A 22,187-nucleotide genomic window follows, 5' to 3' on the forward strand; every position below is an offset into this window, starting at 1 on the left:
CGCTGCGGGGTCACTGGCTCCGTGACTCCGCGATCTTCTCGATCAGCGCGGCGCAGTGGCCGGACTGCTCGTGTTCGTCTCCTACCGTGCGGCCGTGGATGACGTACTGAAGAAGCCGACGCCGCAGCTGGGACAGGGGACCGGTGTTGCCCGGTGTGGACGTCAAGTCAGCTTCTGGTGCGGCACGTTGCAGCAGGTGTCGTTACGCTCTTCAGATATGGACGAGGGATTGCGGCAGATGGCTGTGGAGGTTCTCGGGGATGTTCCGCTCTGGTCGCTGAAAGCCTCTAGGTGGAAGCGGGTCGGCCTGAGCCTGGAAGGTATGGAGCGAACTCTCGCGGCAGGGGATCTCACCGGATTCCGGCGTGCTGTGGCGGATGTCGAGATGGCCGGCCCTCATCGCATTTCGGGGTTGGAGGAGGCGTCTTCACTGCCGTTTCCCGAGGAATACCGCGAGCGGATCGACGAGTTGATCCACAGTCTGGGTGCCGCACCCGTCGAAGGCCTGCCGCATGGCAACGCGGACTCCGACAGTGCGGGCCCGCATGATTGAGGCCGAGGCCCTGGGGGTGCATGTGTTCGTCGTCACGGGCGGCGAGCATCGGGCGGCTGCGTTCGGATTCATCAGGGACCTGTGGGCCCAGTGCGGCGAGCGGCTCGGCATGACGGAGCCGGTGACACAGGTCGGCGTCGGTCTGGAGCCCGAGGGCGGCTGGGAGTCCGGCCCCGGTGATCCCGCCCCACCGGCCTGGGCTTCGCACACGCGGGGGCTGCTGGCTGTCAGGAGCAGTCCCGGCCCTGGGCTGCGTCAGGCCGCTCTACGCCGGGAACACGACGCCATCTGCCTCTCGGTCATGCTGGCTCCGAACGCCGCCGAGAATCTGGGGTGGCCGGAGTTGGACGCGCAGTGGTCCGGGGCCGTCCATGCAGCTCAGCCGGTCGGAGCGTCACCGGAACCCCAGCAGCCCGTCGACGGGCTGCTGGGGGAAGCCCGGCTGTATCTGGCCCGGCTGGCCGAGCCCGAGTCCCGACCGTCCATCGAGCCGAACGACCCCCTGGCCGCGGCTGTGCGGTCACGCATACCCGGCGCGCCCGCCCATGAGTCGGCGGGAGTTGTGACGCCCCAGGGCTTCGCCGTCTGGGAGGTCTCGCCTGCCCCGGACGCACGGGCCGAACGCCGTCTGGTCGTCGTGGCCGGGCACGAGAAGGATCCCGAGCTGACGGCCTGGGCCTGGACGAACCGGAACCGGGAACTACCACGCCTGGCGAAGTATCTGCTCCACGCCGCCAAGCTCCGCTATCAACTGCGGGTTTGGCGAGCGGCCGAGGACATCGCAACGCTGCGTGCCGCTACGGACGCCGCCATCGCGGAACTGTTGAAACAGACCGCCGCCGCACCAACAGCGCCCGGACGTCAGTCGGAGCTCATCAAGGCGGCCCATGCCCTGGTGGATCTTCAGGCCCGCGAGCGCGGCCTCGTCGACCGCTCGACCCACAGCCGTGAGATGGCCCGCACTGTGGAAATCGCCGCCGCCAACCTAGCCACCCTCGCCGGCGATCCGGCACTTGGGGGACCGTTCGCCGACGACAAGGCGCTGGCGGACTGGCTTGTCCAACGCCTTGATGACGAGGCGACCTATGTGGAGGCCGCGCTGCGCCGCTCCGAGCAGGTCGGCGCCCTCGCCGACCAACTGGTCCAGCGGAGCTGGCAACGCCGCCAGGAGACCGTCAACCTCGGTTTGACCGGCGCGATCGGCGCCATCCTGATGAGTCTCGCCGCCGTCCAGTCACTGCAGTACACGGTGCCGCTGCCCAACCCGGTGAAACCAGCCGTCATCACGGCTCTCGGCGCCCTTGCCCTGCTCGCTTCGCTTGTGGTGCTCCGGGTCATGGCGCCGGAGCGGCGCTGGCCACTGGTCCAGGTGCGCCTGGGCACGGGAGTGGTCGGCGCGACGCTGGCCTGGGTAGGTATGGCGACGCTGGGGGGACGAGACATCGGCGCGGGGTGGACCTGCGCGGGCGCGGCAGTGGGAGCGGTCCTGGGTGTGCTCGCGGCATCCGGACGCAACAACAGGCGGGAATGACAGGGCCGGAACCGAAGGATGAGGCGGGCACGGCTCGCCGGTTCGAGAGAGGCAGTGATGCCGTCATGTCCTACAGCAGTCAGTGGGGCGGCTCAGAGTGGGGAAGCGAACGGCAGGCCCAGTCTCGAAGCGTGGAGCGGCAGAAGACCACAACCGGGTTGCAGAATGTCGCGGAGGCCTTCAAGGAGGGCCTGACGGCACACGCCGCCACGTTGGGAGGCCGGAACCGGGCCGGCCTCGACATGTCCATCACCTGCTTCCGTCGCGCCATCACTGCGGCGGCGGGCGACGATCCGCACCGGGGCAAGTACGCCAACAGCCTTGGTGTCGCTCTGCTCGACCGCTATCGGCTCGCCGAGGACATCGCTGATCTCGACGAGGCACTCGACCACTTGGTCATCGCCTACGAGAACGCCGCCCGCAACACGCTGGCCCGGGCCCGGGTGCTGCGCAATCTGTCGGACGCCCTTGAGCTGCGGCTTGCGCTGACCGGAACCCCGCTGTCCGACGCTCAGCGTGAGCGTCTCCCCACCGTCGAGTCGCTGCGTCGGGAGAAGAGCCGTACGCCAGGATTGACCGCACTTGAGCGTCTGAGTGCTGCGCGTGACAGCGGGCACGCGGCGGTGGCGAAGGAAGGTCCCGCGGCCGGCTGCCCAGACCTGAGCTATGCCGTGGCGCTCCTCCCTCTGATCGTCTGGGGCGCCCGCGACCAGGTACTGGAATTCCTGGCCGACTACCGGGGGTTGGCTTCGGAAGCCGCGGCCAGCGCCTTGTCGGCGGGCGACGCCACCCTCGCGGCACGCGTCCTGGAACAGGGACGGGCCGTGGTGTGGGAGCAGGATCTCACGAACCGTACGCCTCAGGAGGAGTTGCTCAAGCGACTCGTCGAGCAGGGATCCTCTCCAAGCGCCTCCACCGGGAAGTCCACCCACGGGAAGTCCACCCACGGGGAGTCGCACAAGGAGTCGCGAAAGAACCGGCGTGAGCGGCCGGGGGCGGCTGCCGTCCCCACAGCGCCCCGGCTGCCGTCGGACATCGTGACGAGGATGGACCGTGCCTTTGCCGGGCTCACCCAACTCGGTCCGCCGACAGGCGCGTCCGGGCCCTCCCTGTCCGCTTCGGCGAAGGGCGATCCACGGATGGACACCGACCGCTGGGGCGTCCTGTGGCGGGGAACCCCAGGTGTGGCCGAGCTCTCTGACGCCGTTCGAGAATGGGATTCGCTGAGCCGGACGGCACAGCGCGGTTTCCCCTACATCAGCTTCTTGCGACCGGACTACGTCCGCCATATCCGGCCTGCGGCTTCGGAAGGTCCCGTCGTCTACATCAACGTCAGCCCCTGGCGTTGTGACGCCGTGATCGTCACTCGGGACGCCGAGCACCCGGCCGTCGTCCACCTCCCGGACCTCACCGCTGCCGATGCCGAGCAGCAGGCTCAAACCTATCTCGCCGCCATGACCACGACCGATGGTGAAGGGCGTGAGGACACCATCCGGGAGGTGCTGCGCTGGCTCTGGCGCACCGTGGCCTCGCCCGTCCTCGACGCTCTCGCAGCCCTGCCCGAGCTCCCCGGGGCACCGGAGGACACGCATGTGTGGTGGATTCCCACCGGGCCTCTGACCACCTTGCCGCTGCACGCTGCGACCGCAGCGGACGGTTACTCGGTCCTCGACCGGGTGACGTCTTCCTACACACCTACTGTCAGCGCGCTGATTCGTGCCCGAAAGACACGCGACACACCGGTCCTTGGCCAGAGGGCCGGCCAACGTCACCTCCTGGTCGCTCCCGCCGCCGGTCACCTCCCAGCGGCGGCCCGGACCCTGGCCAAGCTGGCGGTGCTACTGCCCAGGAAGCAGCGCACCACCCTGGTGGGCCCTGAGGCCACGTGGGACGAAGTACGCAAGGCGCTCCCACAGCACGCCTGGACCCACATCGACTGCCACGCCGTACAGAGTCTGGACGAGCCTCTCAAGAGTCATCTGTCGCTCCACGACCGCCCGCTGACCGTCGCGGATCTTGCCGAGCTCCCCTCCGGCGAGGCCGATTTCGCGCTGCTCGCGGCCTGCACGACGGCGGCGGGAGGCAGCCTGGTCCGCGACGAATGGGTCAGCCTCGCCGCCGCTCTCATGTATTCCGAGTTCCAAGCCGTCATCGGGACGCTCTGGCCGGTGCCCGACGGACCCACCGCACGCATCGCGCAGGACATCTACGCGGAGCTCATTCCGCTGCCCGCGGAGGGGACCACCGACCGCACTACTGCCAAGCCGCCGATGCGGCGCAGGCTCGTTCGTTGGCTTCGGAGGCTGATCACCAGTTCCGGGCAGGAGTCACAGGAGCCGGCGTCCCGGCGGGTCGATCTCAATTCCCGCCGCAGCGCGCACGCCTTGCGGAGGGCCTTGCTCAGCGAACGCGCACGGCGCCCCGACCACCCGAGCGCGTGGGTCTCCTTCGTCCACTATGGCGTCTGAACCGACTGGTTGTGCTGCGTCAGGTGTGCCGATCCGTGCTGAACGAGCGTCCGGCGGAGGCCGAGGAGCGTCCGGCCCGGTTGGAGATCACCCCTGGAGACGGTCACCGAGACCCTCGGTGAGGCAGACGCGGACCTTGTGAAGACGACAGTTCCGGCGCCTGCGGGGACCTCGACGGTGCCGAAGCCGTTCTCGAACTCCGGACCGTTCACGCCGCCCGGCCGATCACCAAGCCGGCAGCCGCCGCCCGTGCACATCGGCAGCCAAGAAGCCGCACCCGTAAGGAAGTTGGCAACGGGAACCTCCGGCGCCGCAGGGGCGTCCCTCACAGGCATGGGACAACGCGGACAGGCCGCCGCAGGATGTCTGACCGTCGCTCTCGGGGTGGGCGCCGGACTGACGGTGTGGGCTGTCAGGGCCCAGGGCCGGGTCCGCCGCTTCGAACAGGGCCCCGACTGGAGCGTCTTCTACGCCGAGCTGCCGCTGCTGTTCCTCGCCGGAACCGCCGGAGGCCTGACCCTCTGGGCGGTCCTGCGGGCGGTCCTGCGGAGCGTCGGATCCAGACTCGGATCCCGGCTCAGGTCTCGACGCTCACACTCAGTCCCTCCAGCCCCCTGATCACGAAGTTCGGCTTGCGCACCGGCTCCGCCGCCAGGCTCAGTGTCGGCGCGTGCTCCAGCAGCGCACCCATCGACGCCGCCAGCTCGATCCGCGCCAGCGGAGCCCCGATGCAGTAGTGGATCCCCGCACTGAACGAGATGTGCGGGTTCTCCGCCCGCGTCAGGTCCAGGCGGGCCGGGTCGGTGAACACCGCCGGGTCGTGGTTGGCGGCACCGAAGAGCAGCGCCACCTCACTGCCCCTCGGGATCACCGTGCCGTCGATCTCGATGTCGTCCAGTACCCAGCGTTCGAAGAGCTGGAGCGGGGTGTCGTAGCGCATCAGCTCCTCCACGGCGGAGGGGATCAGGGCGGGGTCCGCGCGCAGCGCCGCCAGCTGGGCCGGGTTGCGGAACAGGGCCCACCAGCCGTTCACCGTCGCGTTGACCGTCGCCTCGTGGCCCGCGTTGAGCAGGAGCACGCACGTCGAGATCATTTCCTGTTCCGTCAGGCGGTCGCCCTCGTCGTACGCGGCGATGAGGCCCGAGATCAGGTCCTCGCCGGGCTCCTTGCGGCGGGCCGCGATCAGGCCGGTCAGGTACTCGGTGAACTCCTCCGACGCCCGTACCGCCTTCGCCGCAGTCTCCTCGGACGGGCTCAGCTCGTACATCCCGCAGATGTCCGCCGACCAGGGGCGCAGCGGGGCGCGGTCGGTCTCCGGGATGCCCAGCATCTCCGCGATCACCGCGACCGGCAGCGGCTCGGCAACGTCCGTGAGCAGGTCACCGCCGCCCGCCTTCACCAGGTCGGCCACCAGCTTCGCCGCGAGCTGCTCCACGTACGGCTTCAGGCCCTCCACCGTGCGCGGCGTGAACGCCTTCGACACCAGGCGGCGGATCCGCGTGTGGTCCGGCGGCTCCAGGTCCAGCATGCCGTGGTCGTTGAGGGTGTGGAACGGCTCGTGTTCCGGCGGGGGCGCCGTGCGGCCGAAGTCCTCGTGGGTGAAGCGGTGCTGGTAGGTGCGGCCGAGGCGGCGGTCGCGCAGCAGCGCCGAGACGTCCGCGTGGTGCGGGACCAGCCACTGGTTCGTGGGTTCGTAGTACACGACCCGGCCCCGGGCTCGCAGTTCGGCGTACGCGGGGTACGGGTCCGCGACGAACGTCGGGTCCCAGGGGTCGAAAGCCAGGTCGGAAGCAGCAGCCATGCACGGACGCTAGCCCGAGCCGCCCCCATCTGACCAGGGACGTCTCACCGTACGGCGCCACAGGCACCCGGCGGGCACCCAGCAGGCGGCGGGTGGAGTTCGGGTTCCCGTCAGCCGCCCTTCGCCTGTCCTTCGTCTGTCCCGCCCGTCCGGTACACCGGGCCCGACTGGGATACGGAGAACCCGTGAACCCTTGACCCGTCCGGTGATCCCCGGCTTAGGGTGGCCGCCCCGAACAGGAGTACCCCACCCATGACCAGCCTGTACGTGCGGGAGATCACGCGCGAGGAGCATCTGGCCCACCTCCGCCAGCATCCCGACGCGAGCCATCTCCAGATCCCCGAGTGGGGCGGTGTGAAGCCCGACTGGCTTCCGGAGAGCATCGGCTGGTTCGAGGGCGAGGCGGCGAATCAGGCGGTGGGCGACGCGATGGTCGCTGCGGCGCTCGTCCTGTACCGTCCGCTGCCCGGGACGCGGCGCTACCTCGCGTACCTTCCCGACGGGCCCGCGATCGACTGGCGGACCCCTCGCCTGGAGCGCTGGCTGGATCCGCTCGTCGCCCATCTGGAGCGGATCGGGGCGTTCTCGGTGCGGATAGGGCCACCCCTGGTCGTGCGCCACTGGGACGCGGCCACCGTGACGGCCGGCCTCGCCGACCCCGGCGTACGGCATCTGCGCGAGCTGCCCGCCGCCGGCATCGACGGGCACGCCCTCGACGCCGCGGAACGGCTGCGGCGGCTCGGGTGGCGGCCGTGCGAGGAGGACGACGGCAGCGGTTTCGGCCTCGGCCAGCCGCGCTACGGCTGCCAGATCCCGTTGGCCGGCCGCTCGGAGGACGACCTTCGCGCCGGCCTCGCCCCGCACTGGGAACAGGCCCTGCACACATCCGAGTCGGCGGACGTCCGGGTCTCGTGGGTATCGGACGCCGACCTGCCCGAGTTCCACCGCCTGTACACCGCGACCGCCGCCCACGACGGCTTCAAGGCACGCCCGTTGGACTACTTCCGACGCATGTGGCAGGCCCTGAACGCCGAGGACGACGACCGGCTCCGCCTCTACGTCGCCGAGTACGAGGGCGAGGTGCTCTCCGGGGCCCTCATGATCAACGTCGGCTCCCGGGTCTGGCACTCGTACCCCGCCTCCGGCCGCCGGGGACGTCAACTCCGGCCCAGCAGCGCCCTGTTGTGGCGCATGATGTGCGACGCGCTGTCGTCGGGCGCCGAGACGTACGACCTGCGCTCCATCACCCCCGCCCTCACCGAGGACCGCCTCCTCGGGCGGCTCCACTTCAAGACGGGGGCCGGCGGCAGGCCAGTGGAGTACCTCGGGGAGTGGGAACTACCGGTGGGCAGCCAGGGCAAGCTGCTGCAACGGGCGCTGCGGGCCTACCTCGGCCGCAGACGCCCCTGACCGGGCCTCCTCCGCCACTCACCCCCCCAACGTCAGTAGCCGTCCCTCACCCGCCGCCAGCCGCCTCTCACCCCGGCGTCACCAACCGTGCCTCGTAAGCGAACACCGCCGCCTGCGTGCGGTCCCGCAGGCCCAGTTTCACCAGGATGCGGCTGACGTGCGTCTTGATCGTCGACTCGGCGATCACCAGCCGCCCCGCGATCTCCACGTTCGACAGGCCCTCCGCGATGAGCACCAGCACCTCGGTCTCCCGGTCGGTCAGCTCGCCGTACGCCGACCGCGCGCCCGCCATGACACGCGGCGCCTCGGAGAGTTTCGAGAACTCCGTGATCAGGCGCCGGGTGACCGAGGGGGCCAGCAGCGCCTCCCCGGCCGCCACCACCCTTACCCCCTCGGCCAGTTGGCGTGCCGACGCGTCCTTCAGCAGGAAGCCCGACGCGCCCGCCCGCAGCGCCTGGTACACGTACTCGTCGAGGTCGAACGTCGTCAGCACCAGCACCTTCGCCGAGTCGTCCGCCGCGACTATCTCCCGGGTCGCCTCGATACCGTTCAGTTCGGGCATACGGATGTCCATCAGGACGACGTCCGGGGCGAGTTCACGCACCCGGTCCACCGCCTCGCGGCCGTTCACCGCCTCACCGACGACCTCGATGCCCGGCATCGCGTTCAACAGCACGGAGAAGCCCTCGCGGACCATCACCTGGTCGTCCACGATCAGTACGCGGATCGCAGGGGCGCTCATGCCTCGCCCGCTCCGTCCTCGTCCGTGACGCGCGCGACCGGGAGGAAGACCGTGACCTCGTAGCCGCCGTCGGCCGCCGGGGCCGTCGTCATCTCGCCGCCGAGCATGGCGACCCGCTCGCGCATCCCCGTGAGACCGTGCCCCGCGCCCTGGGTCGGCGTCTGCTTCACGAACGACGACATGATTCCCGCAGGGCCGTTGACTATCCGCAGGCCCAACCCGCCCAGCACGTACCCGATTTCGACGCGCGCGCTCGCACCCGGCGCGTGCCGCAGCGTGTTGCTCAGCGCCTCCTGCACGATCCGGTACGCCGACAGCTCGACGCCCTGCGGGAGTTCACGTACCGCGCCCGTCACCACCTTGTCGACGGCGAGGCCCGCCTCGCGCACGTTCGCGAGCAGCCCGTCGAGGTCGGACAGGGTGGGCTGCGGGGAGTCGGGAGCCTCGTAGTCCTCCGCGCGTACGACGCCCAGGACCCGGCGCAGTTCGGTGAGCGCGGCCACCGCGTTCTCACGGATCGTCGAGAAGGCCTTCGCCAGCTCCTCGGGCGGGTTCTCCACCCGGTAGGGCGCCGCCTCCGCCTGGATGGCGACGACCATCATGTGGTGCGCGACCACGTCGTGCAGCTCACGCGCGATGGTCGTGCGCTCCTCCAGCACGGTGCGCTTGGAACGCTCGTGCGCGGTCACCGTCTGCTGGGCGGTCACCTCCTCCTCAGCGGCCCGGCGCACCAGCGCCACGGTCACCACGAGCAGCGCCAGCGCGGAGACGGAGAGGAAGGGCATGGCGTTGCTGCCAAAGTAGCGGTCACCGTAGAGGCCCTCGGCGCCTATGCCGTAAGCCGCCGTCAGCACCCACATCCAGGCGGCCGTACGCGGCCGGGTCCGGGCGGCCACGACCGTCAGCACCACCAGGTGGGCGACGAAACTCGCGGGCAGCCAGGGAAAGTCGCTGTTCCCGTCCTGGACCCAGGCGACGGCCGGGATCGAGACCAGGGAGAACCAGAAGGCCCCGACCGGCCGGACCAGCGTCAGCAGGATCGGCCCCAGAGAGCAGAAGGTCATCGCCAGCGCCGCCAGCAAATCCCCCTCGCTGTCGTCGAAGGAGACACGCACGGCCAGCATCCCGGCGACGACCACCAGGACGTGCCGCGTCCAGACCTCCAACGGGCGCAGCGGCCCGGGCAGCACCCGGGCGAGCCGGCCGGGCTTGTCCTTCGGGGGCAGCGGGCGGTAGGTGAAGAAGTCGTCGAACAGGTCGGCGCGCAGCCCCTTCAGCGCATCCATGGCCAGCCGGAACTCGGGGCTGCGCGACGGCCCGTCGACCGCCGTCCTCGGCTCAGTGTTCATCCGCGTGTACGTCATCTCAGTCACATAGAGCAAGGTAGGCGGCGGGCGGGCCGCGGTCGTCCGCAGTGAGAGGGGTTCTCCGCCGTCCACCTCAGGTACTACGGCACCCGCCACGAGGACGAGTGTGAGGACGAGTGCGAGTGCGAGGACGGCGAAAGGCAGTACTCACCACGCCAGTTGTGCGATCTCCTCCGCCACCACCGCGCACGCGTCCGCCACCGGGTCGATCAGCGGGAAGTGACCGACGTCCGCCAGCAGCGTCACACCGACCACCTCACCGGCCTTCGCGGCCGCGTCCGCGTACGACTCGGCGACCATCTCCGGTACGACCGTGTCGGCGCGCCCCTGTACGAGGGTGGTCGCGATGCCGGTGGGGAGCAGCAGCGCCGGGTCGGCGTAGGGCTGACGCTCCGCGAAGTGCCCTTCCCCGCCCAGGAGTTGACGGGCGGCGGCGGAGCAGACGTCCAGCTTCTCGGCGACGGTGAGGTCCGCGATCGGAGCGAGGGCGACCACGCCTCGCAGCGGGGCGGGACGGGCCAGGAACCAGGGTGCGTCGGCGGGGAGGAGGTGCCTGGCGGAGGCCCACAGGGCCAGGTGACCGCCCGCCGAGTGCCCGGTGACGACCATGCGGCGCGGGTCGGCCTGTGGGAGGTGGGTCGCGGCGAGCGCGGGCAGGGCGTCCAGCGCCGCCGCGACGTCGTCGAAGGTGTCGGGCCAGCGGCCGGCCACAGCGGGGTCGTCCCCGCCCCGCCGGTACTCCACGTTGGCCACGGCGAACCCGCGCCGGGCCAGGAATCCGGCGAACGGCGTGATGTGCCGGTGGTCGTGCGGCGCCCGCCAGGCACCCCCGTGCAGCACGACGACCAGCGGCACGCTCGCGTCGTCCGGCAGCGGCTCGGGGCCGCGCGGGACGTAGAAGTCGATCACCTGGTCGGGATGGTCGCCGTACGCGGCGGTGGCCTCGGGGTCGACGGGCGGATGCGAGAAGGCCGACGCCTCTTCCGCAGCGCGCGCGGCAGCCCCCGCAGCGGCGTGCTCCCGTGCTACGGCATCGTCCGGCATGCTCCAACCTCTCAGCGACGTAAAGGATTTGGCGGACCTGGCGAGAAATTCGGCCGTTGCCGGGACGCTATCAGGCCCCATGACGTGCGCTGACACGCGGAAGTGACGCTCGGTGCACATATGTACATTCCCGGCGACGGCCGACGTAAATGTCACGCCGACCGCCGCCGAATCAAGCCCGAGCCCGAGTCTGAGCCTGAGCCTGAGCCTGAGACCAAGTCCGAGCCCGAACCCGAGCCCGAACTCGCACAGAACTCAGCCGGCCACGACCTCGCCCAGTACCCGGGCCGCCCGCTCCACGTCCGCGAACCCGACGTACAGCGGCGTGAACCCGAACCGCAGGACGTCCGGCCGCCGGAAGTCGCCGACGACGCCCCGCTCGATGAGCCGCGCCATCACCTCGCCCGCGTCGGAGCACCGCAGCGCGATCTGGCTCCCGCGCTCGGCATGCGCGACCGGCGTCACGCACTCGACGCGCCCCTCCGGGACGTACTCGTCGACGCACTCCAGGAAGAAGTCGGTCAGGGCGAGGGACTTGGCCCGTACCGCGTCGATGCCGACCCCGTCCCAGACCTCAAGGGCCGACTCCAGGGCGAGCATGGAGAGAATGTCCGGCGTACCGACCCGACCGCGCGTCGCACCCGGAGCGGGGGCGTACTCGGGCCGCATACCGAAGGGGTCGGCGTGCGAGGTCCAGCCGGGGAGCGGGGAGTCGAACCGCTCCTGGTGCGCCTGGTTCACGTACAGGTAGGCGGGCGAACCGGGCCCGCCGTTCAGGTACTTGTAGGTGCAGCCGACGGCGAGATCGACCCCGTGCTCGTCCAGCCCGACCGGCAGGGCGCCCGCGCTGTGGCACAGGTCCCAGACGGCCAGGGCGCCGGAGGCGTGGATCGCGGCCGTGAGGGCGGGCAGGTCGTGCAGCCGCCCGCTGCGGTAGTCGACGTGGTTGAGCAGCACGGCGGCGGTACGGTCGCTCAACTCCCCCGGCACGGCGCCCGGTTCGAGCGCACGCAGGGTGCAGCCGGTCATCCGGGCGGCGGACTCGGCGATGTAACCGTCGGTGGGAAAGGTGGTGGCGTCGACAAGGATCTCGTCCCGACCACTGCCCTTTCCACTGCCCTTCCCGTTCCCCTCGCCACCCCTCGCCAGCCGCACAGCCCCCACAAGCGCCTTGAAAACATTGACACTTGTCGAGTCGCCGACGACGACCTGTCCGGCCGCCGCGCCCACCAGCGGAGCGATACGGTCACCGATCCGCTCGGGCGCGGTCCACCACCCGCTCTCGTCCCAGGACCGGATGCGCAGCTCGCCCCACTCCCGGCGCACGACGTCGTCGAGCCGGCCGGGGACGGACGCGGGCAGCGCGCCGAGCGAGTTCCCGTCCAGGTAGGTGACGCCGAAGTCGAGCACGAACCGCTCTCGCACCTTGGCGAGTTCATCGCGCGAGTCCAACTCCCGGGCCAGATCGTCCTTGGCGGGCAGCAGCTTGGGGGAAAGGGGCTCGGCGGAAAAAGGCTTGGGGGACGGCAGCTCAGACATGGGACCTCGCCGTCCACAGCTCGGGGAACACGTTCTTCTGCGCCCGCTTCTCCAGCCAGGCCACCCCGGCGGAGCCACCGGTACCGGCCTTGGCGCCCATCGCCCGCCGGGTGGCGACGAGATGGTCGTTGCGCCAACGCCACACCAGCTCGGCTACGTCCGTCAACGCCTCACCGAGGCGGGCGAGTTCGGCCTCGGGGTCACCGGAGTAGAGCGCGGTCCAGGCGGCCTCGACCTCGGCCGACGGCTCGTACTTCTGGGACACGTCCCTGGACAGGACGGCATCCGGGACGGCGTACCCGCGTCGCGCGAGCAGCGCCAACACCTCGTCGTACAGGCTCGGTTCGTGCAGCGCCTTCTCCAGCTCGGCGTACACGCGCGGTGCGGCCCGATGGGGTACGAGCATCGACGCGGACTTCTCGCCGAGCAGGAACTCCATCCGCCGGTACATCGCGGACTGGAACCCGGAACCCTCACCGAGGGCGGCGCGGTACGAGTTGAACTGGGCCGGGGTGAGCTGGGCGAGAGGACGCCACGAGGCGTTGAGCGCGTCCAGCTCACGCACGGAACGCTTGAGGGCGGCGACGGCGGTGGGCACGTCGTCCCCGCGCAGCGCCTTCGCCGCGGTCTCCCACTCGTGCACGATGACCGTGAACCACAGCTCCATGACCTGGGTGGTCACCAGGAAGACCATCTCTCCGGGGTCGTCGGAGAGGGTGTGCTGGAGGTGGGTGAGGACATCGGCCTGAACGTAGTCCTCGTACGGGGTGGTACCGGCGAAGTCGAGATGCGGGGTCTCGGGCTCCGAAGCCTCGGGGGGCTGGGCCTGGAGGGACATCGCTGTCTCCTGTTGTACTCAGGGTAGCGGTCCGCCCCTGCCGAATTCCGACACGGGGGCCCCGGTCCCCGGGGCATTCAACACAATCGTGCCCCGGATACGCAAGGCCCGCCTGTTCACGGACGGGCCTTGCGGACAGCCGGAAAGCGGCTGGAGGACTACTGACCGAGCGTCTGGGCCGCGGTCGGGGAGGAGTCCTTCAGGAACTGGGTGCAGCGCTCGTACTCCTCCTGCTCACCGATCGAACCGGCGGCACGGGCGAGGGCGTGCAGCGCCCGCAGGAAGCCACGGTTCGGCTCGTGCTCCCACGGCACCGGGCCGTGCCCCTTCCAGCCGGCACGGCGCAGGGAGTCGAGGCCGCGGTGGTATCCGGTACGGGCGTAGGCGTACGACTCCACGACACTGCCGCGCTCGAACGCGTCGTCGGCGAGCTGAGCCCAGGCGAGGGAGGAGGTGGGGTATTTCGCGGCGACGTCGGCGGGGGCGGTCCCGTTCGCGAGGAGCTCGCGGGGCTCGGGGTAGTCGGGGAGATGCGTGGGGGCGGGGCCGCCAAGCAGGTTTTCGTGAAGGCTCATGGCCCCAGTCTGCTGCATCGCTCACGGCGGGCCGGAATTGTCAGCCCCGGCCGGCACCTCTAGCCCGTCCGGCGATTGAGGACGAGCGCGTTCAGTGCGAAGGGGGGTCCGGGGGCACAGCCTCCAGGGGCCGGTCACCCTCCCCCGTGCCCACCCCCTCCAGCGGCGGAGCCGTCACGCACCCGTGCGTCCGGCACTCCGGCGTCGCGCACCCCACCTCAGGCCTCCGCACCGTCACGAACGCCAGCACCGAACCGACCACCAGAACCCCCGCGCACATCACCATCGCCCGCCGGAACGCCTCGTCGAACACCGCCCCCGACCGGTACGCCTCCGCCCCCATCCCCGTCACCAGCGGCAACGCCGCCACCGCCACCAGTCCCGCCGCCCGTGCCGCCGCGTTGTTGACCCCGCTCGCCAGCCCCGCCCGCTCCGTCCCCACCGACGCCAGCACGCTCGACGTGAGCGGCGCGACCAGCGTCACCAGGCCCAGCCCGAGCACCAGCACGGCGGGCAGCACATCGGCGACGTACGACGCCCCGGCGCCCACCCGCAGCATCAGCAGCATCCCCGCCGCACACAGCAACGGCCCGACCGTCAGCGGCACACGCGGCCCGATCCGCTCCGCCAGCTCGCCCGAGCGCGCCGACAGCAGCAGCATCAGGGCGGTGGTCGGCAGCAGGGCCGTACCGGCGCCCAGGGCCGAGTAACCGGCCACCACCTGGAGCTGGAGCGCGGAGAGGAAGAAGAAGCCCCCGAGGGCCGCGTACACACACAGGGTGACCAGGTTGACGGCCGTGAACTGGCGCGAGGCGAAGATGTCCAGCGGCATCATCGCGTCCTCGGCGCGCCGCCGCTCGACGAACACGAAGGCCACCCCCGCCACGAGGCCCAGGACGGCCGTGACCACGACAACCACGGAACCGGACCTGGCCTCGATCAGCGCGTACGTCACCATCGCGAGGGCGAAAGCCCCCAGAGCAGCGCCGAGCACGTCGAAGCGCCCGTGCCGCGTACGGCCGTCGCCGGACTCGGGGACATGGCGTACGGCGATGGGGGCGCAGAACAGCGCCACCGGGACGTTCAGCAGGAACACCCACCGCCAGCCCGGACCGTCCACCAGCCAGCCGCCCAGGAAGGGGCCCACGGCCGCGCCGACGCCCCCGAAGCCGGACCACAGGCCGACCGCCCGCCCCCGGTCGTCGGGGTGGAAGGAGGCCTGGATGATGGCGAGGGAGCCGGGGGTGAGGAGCGCGCCGCCGATGCCCTGCAGCGCGCGGGCGGCAACGAGGACACCGGCGTTCGGGGCGAGGCCGCAGAGCAGCGAGGCGACAGCGAACCACACCACTCCGACCACGAAGACCTTGCGGCGGCCGTACCGGTCACCGAGCGAACCGCCCAGCAGGATCAGCCCGGCCAGCGTCAGCATGTACGCGTTGACCGTCCACTGGAGGGCGGCCAGATCGGCATCGAGGTCGCGGCCGATGCGCGGCAGCGCGACGTTCACGACCGTCGAGTCCAGCAGGGCCATGCTGGAGCCGAGCACGGTGGTCAGCAGGATCCACCGGCCCTGGGGCGAGGCGAGGCGTACGTCCGACATGCCCCAGGTATACAGCGAGCCCGGCGCCGCAAACAGCCGCCGGGCTCACAAAAGGGCCCACGGCTCGGTGACCCGGTGCCCCAGTGGCCGAACCACAGACCCACCGGACCACTCGGCCACCGGACCACCCAGCCACTCGGTCACTCGGTCACTCGGTCACTCGGCCACTCGGCCACCGAACCACCGAACCACCGAACCACCGAACCACCGAACCACCCAGCCACCCAGCCACCCAGCCACCCAGCCACCCAGCCACCCAGCCAGTGAACGAACCGGTGGGCCAGCGGACGAACCACTGACCCACCGAACCACCGAGCCACTCGACCACTCGGCCACCCAGCCACTCGGCCAGTGAACTACTTGATCTTCGTGCCGGCCGACCGCAGGTCCTGCGTGGCCACGACGACACGCGCGGCCATGCTCGCCTCGGCCAGCTTGCCCCACGTACGCGGGTCGTAGGTCGACTTGGAGCCGACCTCGCCGTCGACCTTGAGGACGCCGTCGTAGTTGCGGAACATGTGGTCGGCGACGGGACGTGTGAAGGCGTACTGCGTGTCCGTGTCGAGGTTCATCTTCACGACGCCGTTCTCCAGCGCGGTGGCGATCTCCTCCGCCGAGGAGCCCGAGCCGCCGTGGAAGACGAAGTCGAACGGCTGGGACCCGGCCGGCTTGCCGTACTTCGCGGCGACGCCCTCGTTCAGCTCCTTGAGGAGGTCGGGGCGCAGGACGACGTTGCCCGGCTTGTACACGCCGTGGACGTTGCCGAAGGACGCGGCGAGCAGGTAGCGGCCCTTCTCGCCGAGACCGAGGGCCTCGACCGTGCGCAGGGCGTCGTCGACGGTCGTGTAGAGGGAGTCGTTGATCTCGTGCGAGACACCGTCCTCCTCGCCACCGGTCGGCGTGATCTCGACCTCAAGGATGATCTTCGCGGCGGCGGCGCGGGCCAGCAGCTCCTGCGCGATGGAGAGGTTGTCCGCGAGGGTCTCGGCGGAACCGTCCCACATGTGCGACTGGAACAGCGGGTTGCGGCCGGCCTTGACGCGCTCCTCGGAGACGGCGATCAGCGGTCGCACATACCCGTCGAGCTTGTCCTTCGGGCAGTGGTCCGTGTGCAGGGCGACCGTGACCGGGTACTTCTCGGCGACGATGTGCGCGAACTCGGCCAGGGCGACGGAACCGGTGACCATTTCCTTGCTGTACTGGCCGCCGAGGAACTCCGCACCACCCGTCGAGATCTGGATGATGCCGTCGCTCTCCGCCTCCGCGAAGCCGCGCAGGGCGGCGTGGAGGGTCTGGGTCGAGGTCACGTTGATGGCCGGGTAGGCGAACTTGCCTGCCTTCGCCCGGTCAAGCATTTCGCTGTAGACCTCAGGGGTTGCGATGGGCATGTGTCCGCTCCTCGTGATGTGCGGGTTGGCGATCCGAAGATCTGGAGATCTGGCGTACTGCGTACCTACGGCCCTGACCTAGACCTGGCTGCGAGACCTGGGAAGCGACGTCATCGTCGACCCCATCTTTCCAGACGTTTCCGTCCAGATGCCCGGCCCGGTACTCGAAGCTGCACTCGGAGCGGTGGCCCGAGGTGGTCAGTCCAGGCCGAGGTCGCTCTTCGAGTACGCGAAGAGGTACGGCACTCCGGCGCCCTGCTCGATCTTCTCGGCGGCGCCCGTCGCCCGGTCGACGATGGTCGCCACGCCCACCACCTCGGCGCCGGCCTCGCGCACGGCAGCCACGGCGGTGAGCGGCGAGTCGCCGGTCGTGGAGGTGTCCTCGACGACCAGCACGCGCCGCCCCTCGATGCTCGGCCCCTCGACGCGCTTCTGCATCCCGTGCGCCTTGGCCGCCTTGCGCACGACGAACGCGTCGAGGCGCTGTCCGCGGGCCGCGGCGGCGTGCATCATCGCCGTGCCGACCGGGTCGGCCCCCATGGTCAGCCCGCCCACGGCGTCGAACTCGATCCCCGCCTCGGCCGCCAGGTCGAGCAGCACCTGCCCGACCAGCGGCGCGGCCTCCCCGTCGAGGGTGACGAGGCGGAGGTCGATGTAGTAGTCGGCCTCGAGACCCGACGACAGGGTCACCTTGCCGTGCACGACGGCCTTGTCCTTGATCTGCCGCAGCAGCGCGCCGCGTACGTCTACGTCGTTGTCGCTATCAATGCCTGCACTCATGGCAGCCAGCCTAGACGGGGTCGTCAGAGGGCTCGCCAGCTCCACGTCATCGTGGCTTCCAGGGGCTCGATGGGCGTGACGAGACGCGGCAGAGTGTTGAGCCCGTTGGGCGGACCGGTCTGCGGCTCCACGCACACGGCGGCGTCCTGCTCGTCGTACACGACGACCCATTTCTCGGGGCTGGTCACCTTCAGCTCCAGGCGCTGCGGCCAGGTGAGGGTGACGTCGACGCCGTCGGGCATACCGAAGCAGTCGTCCCAGGGACCGGGCTTCGGGTCGATCCGCTCCCCGGTGGGCAGGTGGTCGTCGCCACGCTCCTCCTGCCAGGCGGGCGTGAAGGCGACCTGCACCTCAGCCGGTGCGTCCGCGCCGCCGAGGTTCCGGTTGAACCAGGGGTGCCAGCCGATCTGCGCCGGGAAGGAATCGGCGTACGTCTCCACGGACATGGTGAGCGTGAGGCTGTCCGGGGTCAGCGTGACGACCTGCGTGACGCGCCCGGCATAGGGCCACGGCTCCACGAGGTCGTACGTGATCACGGCCTCGTCGGCGGTGGTGCGGGCGACGCGCCAGGCGCCGTCGCGGACGGTGCCGTGGATGGCGTGCGGCGGGGAGTTGAGGGGGAGTTGGCGTACGGTGCCGCCGTCGAGGAACCGGCCGTCGCGGGTACGCCCGCACCAGGGAACCATCGGGAAGCACCCGAACCGCTCTCCCTGGCACAGCAGTTCGACTCCGTCGACGCGCAGCCCTCCGACCCGGCCGCCGTTCCCCGGCTGTACGGTCACCTCCGCGTCACCCGCGGCCAGCGTGATCTCATCGTTACTCACACACCGACCCTACCGGCCCCCTCACCCGGCGTTCAGCCGAGGCCGCTGCGGCCCGGGCCGTGGTTTCCCACCCACCCACCGGTTCACCGCGTCAACGCCGCTTCTTCAACGCCCGCCCCACCACGATCACCGACGCCACCACCAACGCCGCAGCCGGCGCGGCCCACCGCAACGCCACGTTCCCCGCCACCTGCTCCGGAGGCGGCACCGGGGCATACCGCCCCCGGGGCGGCGCGTGGTCCACTTCCTCCGCGCTGCGCCCGATCATCGTCCGACGCGCGTGCGCGGCCTCGGCAGGCGGCTCACCGGGATCCACGAACCCCTCGGAGACCTGCTCGGCCTGCTCCCCCTCGTCGTCGGGGTCGTCGTCAGCAAGTGCGCCAGGATCGTCGGGCACCTCGGGAACATCGACGTCGGAATCCTGGATCTCCACAACCGCCGACGGCTCCTCGAACTCCTCGAACACCTCGGACGGCTCAGCCTCCTCCGGCTCCCCCGCGACCTCGCCCAGCCCCTCCCCGAACCGCCGCAGCAACCGCACCCCCGCCGCGACAACGGCATCCGCGGGAAGGTCGGCCACTCGCCCGTCCGCCGTGACCGTGCCCCCGAACACCAACAAGGACCCGCCTCCGCCCTGGACCTCCCGGACACGCAACGTCAGCGCCACCTTCACCGCCCCACCACCACGCACCTCGACGGCGTCACCCTCCACGACGTACACGTACTCCCCGTCGCTCCGGCCACCGCCCCGGCCGCCGTCCTGCCCGTCCGCCACAGCGACCCGCAAGGCCCCGCGATACGTGATCGTGTGCCCCCCGACCCGCACCTTCAGCCGCCCGGCGACCCCGGCTACGGCAGGCTCGGTGCCCGCGTCCTGCTGGAGTCCGGGGACCGCCCTGGCGATGCGCGCGGGGTCGGCGAGCACGTCCCTCAGCCGCTCCGCCAAAACCGGAACGAACACCTCATGGTCCATGGAACCCGAGGGTACCCAGCACGACCCGCACCGCACCCGCGCATCCGGGGATTCCCACGGGATCCCCCAGGATCCCACCCGCGCGGCCCCACCCCTCAGTAACGCGGATGTACCAAGGTCGAAGCCCGCACCCCCGCCGCCCCCACCACCCGCATCCGCGCCGCAGCCCGCGCGTCCGCCGCCAGCCCGGCCTGCGTGAGCGTCCGCAGCCGGGGCGCGGTGGGCCCGTCCACCCGCAGCCGGGGCGTGGGCCCCTCGGCCGTCGCCAGCACGAACCCCCAGTCCTGCGGGGCCCGCACCGCCCCCGGCCCCGTACGGTCCGGGCCGGCCACGCGATACGGCACCGTCCGGAGCCCGGCGGCCCGCATGGTCGTCTCGACGGTCCAGAACGCGCGCGGCCGGGCGGAGACCGGGCCGCCGTGCACGACCAGCCGGCCGCCGTCGGTCAGCACCTGCCGGGCCAGCCCGTAGAACTCCTGCGAGTACAGCTTCGTACTCGCCGTGATGCCCGGGTCCGGCAGGTCCGAGACGACCACGTCGTACGCGGCCCGCGCACCGCGCAGCAGCCGGAAGGCGTCCGCCGTCGTGACATGGACGCGCGCGTCGTCGAACGCGTGCGCGTTCAGCGCGGCGAGGGCCGGGTCCCGGCGCGCCAGCCGCACCACGCCCGCGTCGAGCTCGACGACGTCCACCCGCCGTACTCCCGGATGGCGCAGCACCTCCCGCACGGCGAGCCCGTCGCCGCCGCCGAGGACGAGCACGCGCGCGTGCGGGCCGTCCATCGCGGGGTGGACGAGCGCCTCGTGGTAGCGCCGCTCGTCGTGCCCGCCGACCCGCAGCCGACCGTCCAGGAACAGATTCAGCGGCCGGCCGTCCGAGCCGCCGGTGAGAACGACCTCCTGTACGCCGGTCCGCAGCGCCACGCGTACGTCGTCGCCGTACATCGCGTGCCGGGCGGCGCGTTCGAAGTCGTCGACGAGTACGGCCGCGGCGGCCAGGACTCCGATCACGGTCACGTTGGCCACCACCAGCAGCCAGCACGCGCGCCGGGTGAGGTCCCGTCGGAACAGGCCCAGGACGAGGGCGCCGCCGACCAGCGCGTTGACCGTGCCGGTGAGCAGGGCGCCGGTGAGCTGGCCGAGCCAGGGGAGCAGGAGGAAGGGGAAGGCCAGGCCCCCTACCAGCGCGCCCACGTAGTCCGCGGCGAACAGGTCGGCGACCGCGCCGCCCGCGTCCTGGCGGCGGATGCGTTGGATCAGCTCCATGAGCAGCGGCACCTCGGTGCCGATGAGCAGGCCGATGACGAGAGAGAAGGTGACAAGGAGGACGCGGGGGCCGTTGGCCCACAGGCCGCCCCAGTCGCCGGTCCAGGCGAAGACCGCGTACAGGGCCATCGCGCTCGATCCGCCGACCAGTGCGAGCGCCGCCTCGACCGCGGCGAAACCGGCCGCGGCGAAGCAGCGCAGGCGTTTCGCAGCGAGCGAGCCGATGCCCATCGCGAACACCATCACGGAGAGCACGACGGACGCCTGGGTGACCGAGTCGCCGATCAGGTACGAGGCGAGCGCGACGAGTTCCAGTTCGTACACCAGTCCACAGGCCGCGCAGACGAACGCGCCTGCGAGGACCAGGAACCGCCCGGCGCCGGGCCGGACGGGCAGCCGCGCGGGGCTGCCCCAGGACGGGGGACTGCCCGGCGGGGCCGACACGTGCGGTTCAATCACGCTGGGAACGCTACGTCACACCATCGGCACGCTTCGTCACCCACACGTGTGGTCTTTGTTTACGCGGAGGCAGTCGGCGCGAGGGCCCCGATTCGCCGGCGGCCGTCCCTCGGACGGCCGCCGCGACCCGTGGGCCGCCGCAACCCGCAGGGCATCTCAGAGGGCCGCCGCCACCCGTACCCCCACCCGGGTCCTGGTCGCCACCAGTTGCCCGTCCTGCGGATAGGCGTGCCAGGTCCGCCAGTGCACCTGCCCCTCGTGGCGCTGGGCCAGCATCGCGGTGAAGGCGTACGGGCTGCCGGGGAAGACGCCCGCCAGGCCGTGGGGGTGGTCGGCGACCAGGGCCAGCAGTTCCTGGGCGCGCCCGGCGAACGACTCCGGCGACAGGATCTCGACTCTCGCGGCGAACTCGTACTCCCAGTCGTCGACGCGTTTGGCCACGCCGAGCGGGAGGGGGGTACTGGAGCCCGGGATGCACGCGACCGTCTCCGAACAGATGCCCTGCCGCTCCTCCAGAAGGACCTGGTGGGAGGCGCCGAGGAGTCTCAACTGAAGTTTCGCGTCGGCCAGTTCGAGGTCGAGGGTGGCGAGGGCGGGCAACGGCTCCCGGCCCAGGGCCCAGGCGAGGTCGGCCGCGCGCGTGTCGGTGTAGGTGGTGTTCAGGGTCGTGAGCATGGATCGGCTCCGCTAGCACGCAAAGGGAGGTGAGATGTGGGTGAGCAACGTACGGGTGAACGAGGTGTGCACGAGCGAGGTGGGGGTCCGGCGCGCTACCGGTCGACACGGGTCGACACCGGGAGATCGGCCCGGTCAGCCCAGTCATGAGGAACATCCAGGGGCAGGGGATGTCCGAGGGGCTGTGTTGGTGGTTTAGAGGGAATCATGAACAGTGGCACCGTCACAGCGTTTTTACCCAACTTCGTGCGGTTTCCATCCCTCAGAGGGCTTCGCAGCTCAACTGTTCAACCGTGGCGTACGCCCGAGCGTGCGAAGGACGCCCGCAAGCGGTCGTACGAACGCCCGCCGGGAC

Annotated in this window: 18 protein-coding genes; 4 read left to right on the top strand and 14 right to left on the bottom strand. The window is 70.9% G+C overall.

Annotation, left to right across the window (positions count from 1 at the left end; all coding sequences use genetic code 11):
- The first annotated feature begins 94 nt into the window (after positions 1-94).
- The 3 genes from G3I56_RS18065 (at position 95) to G3I56_RS45075 (ending at position 4,552) form a co-directional block, all read left to right on the top strand.
- Positions 95-553: a CATRA system-associated protein gene (locus tag G3I56_RS18065; protein WP_164410036.1), complete on the top strand. Its 459-nt coding sequence runs from the start codon at positions 95-97 to the stop codon at positions 551-553.
- Positions 546-2,084, top strand: coding sequence for a CATRA conflict system CASPASE/TPR repeat-associated protein (locus G3I56_RS18070; protein WP_164410037.1), 1,539 nt, complete (start codon positions 546-548; stop codon positions 2,082-2,084). Before G3I56_RS18065 ends, G3I56_RS18070 begins: the two co-directional genes overlap by 8 nt.
- A gap of 131 nt (positions 2,085-2,215) precedes the next feature.
- On the top strand, positions 2,216-4,552 hold the full coding sequence (locus tag G3I56_RS45075; protein WP_164410038.1) for a CHAT domain-containing protein: 2,337 nt from the start codon (positions 2,216-2,218) through the stop codon (positions 4,550-4,552).
- Positions 4,553-5,129: 577 nt separating this feature from the next.
- Here G3I56_RS45075 and G3I56_RS18080 read toward each other — a convergent pair.
- Positions 5,130-6,353, bottom strand: coding sequence for a cytochrome P450 (locus G3I56_RS18080; protein ID WP_164410039.1), 1,224 nt, complete (start codon positions 6,351-6,353; stop codon positions 5,130-5,132).
- A gap of 252 nt (positions 6,354-6,605) precedes the next feature.
- On the opposite strand from G3I56_RS18080, the gene G3I56_RS18085 reads away from it, so the two are divergent.
- Positions 6,606-7,763, top strand: a complete 1,158-nt coding sequence (locus tag G3I56_RS18085; RefSeq protein WP_164410041.1) for a peptidoglycan bridge formation glycyltransferase FemA/FemB family protein — start codon at positions 6,606-6,608, stop codon at positions 7,761-7,763.
- 67 nt (positions 7,764-7,830) lie between these two features.
- Here the strand turns inward: G3I56_RS18085 and G3I56_RS18090 are convergent, their stop codons facing one another.
- The 13 genes from G3I56_RS18090 to G3I56_RS18150 form a co-directional block, all read right to left on the bottom strand.
- On the bottom strand, positions 7,831-8,505 hold the full coding sequence (locus tag G3I56_RS18090) for a response regulator transcription factor (protein WP_164410043.1): 675 nt from the start codon (positions 8,503-8,505) through the stop codon (positions 7,831-7,833).
- Positions 8,502-9,869: a histidine kinase gene (locus tag G3I56_RS18095; RefSeq protein ID WP_239134970.1), complete on the bottom strand. Its 1,368-nt coding sequence runs from the start codon at positions 9,867-9,869 to the stop codon at positions 8,502-8,504. The genes G3I56_RS18090 and G3I56_RS18095 overlap by 4 nt, the downstream gene beginning before the upstream one ends.
- A gap of 150 nt (positions 9,870-10,019) precedes the next feature.
- Entirely contained in the window at positions 10,020-10,916 is an 897-nt protein-coding gene (locus G3I56_RS18100) for an alpha/beta hydrolase (RefSeq protein ID WP_164410047.1), read from the bottom strand.
- A 255-nt stretch (positions 10,917-11,171) separates the two neighbouring features.
- A complete protein-coding gene (gene kynU / locus G3I56_RS18105) occupies positions 11,172-12,455 on the bottom strand; it encodes a kynureninase (protein ID WP_239134959.1) in 1,284 nt (427 codons plus the stop codon).
- On the bottom strand, positions 12,448-13,293 hold the full coding sequence (locus tag G3I56_RS18110) for a tryptophan 2,3-dioxygenase family protein (protein WP_164410049.1): 846 nt from the start codon (positions 13,291-13,293) through the stop codon (positions 12,448-12,450). The genes kynU and G3I56_RS18110 overlap by 8 nt, the downstream gene beginning before the upstream one ends.
- Positions 13,294-13,451: 158 nt before the next feature.
- Entirely contained in the window at positions 13,452-13,868 is a 417-nt protein-coding gene (locus tag G3I56_RS18115) for a DUF3151 domain-containing protein (protein ID WP_164410051.1), read from the bottom strand.
- 91 nt (positions 13,869-13,959) lie between these two features.
- Positions 13,960-15,468 (bottom strand): MFS transporter, encoded by a 1,509-nt coding sequence (locus G3I56_RS18120; protein ID WP_164410053.1) that lies wholly within the window; start codon positions 15,466-15,468, stop codon positions 13,960-13,962.
- A gap of 356 nt (positions 15,469-15,824) precedes the next feature.
- Positions 15,825-16,856 (bottom strand): class II fructose-bisphosphate aldolase, encoded by a 1,032-nt coding sequence (fbaA, locus tag G3I56_RS18125; RefSeq protein WP_164410054.1) that lies wholly within the window; start codon positions 16,854-16,856, stop codon positions 15,825-15,827.
- A 198-nt stretch (positions 16,857-17,054) separates the two neighbouring features.
- A complete protein-coding gene (gene pyrE, locus G3I56_RS18130) occupies positions 17,055-17,636 on the bottom strand; it encodes an orotate phosphoribosyltransferase (protein ID WP_164410057.1) in 582 nt (193 codons plus the stop codon).
- Positions 17,637-17,659: 23 nt separating this feature from the next.
- Entirely contained in the window at positions 17,660-18,460 is an 801-nt protein-coding gene (locus G3I56_RS18135) for an aldose 1-epimerase (RefSeq protein ID WP_164410059.1), read from the bottom strand.
- Positions 18,461-18,551: 91 nt separating this feature from the next.
- The gene (locus G3I56_RS18140) at positions 18,552-19,433 is read right to left on the bottom strand and encodes a carbon monoxide dehydrogenase subunit G (RefSeq protein ID WP_203690127.1); all 882 of its coding nucleotides are present in this window, start codon (positions 19,431-19,433) and stop codon (positions 18,552-18,554) included.
- Positions 19,434-19,528: 95 nt separating this feature from the next.
- Positions 19,529-21,157, bottom strand: coding sequence for a polyamine aminopropyltransferase (locus G3I56_RS18145; RefSeq protein WP_164410061.1), 1,629 nt, complete (start codon positions 21,155-21,157; stop codon positions 19,529-19,531).
- A gap of 156 nt (positions 21,158-21,313) precedes the next feature.
- Positions 21,314-21,832: a DUF2617 family protein gene (locus tag G3I56_RS18150; RefSeq protein ID WP_164410063.1), complete on the bottom strand. Its 519-nt coding sequence runs from the start codon at positions 21,830-21,832 to the stop codon at positions 21,314-21,316.
- Between the last annotated feature and the right edge of the window lie 355 nt (positions 21,833-22,187).

It is taken from the genome of Streptomyces sp. SID12488 (assembly GCF_010548275.1).
Taxonomy (GTDB): Bacteria; Actinomycetota; Actinomycetes; order Streptomycetales; family Streptomycetaceae; genus Streptomyces.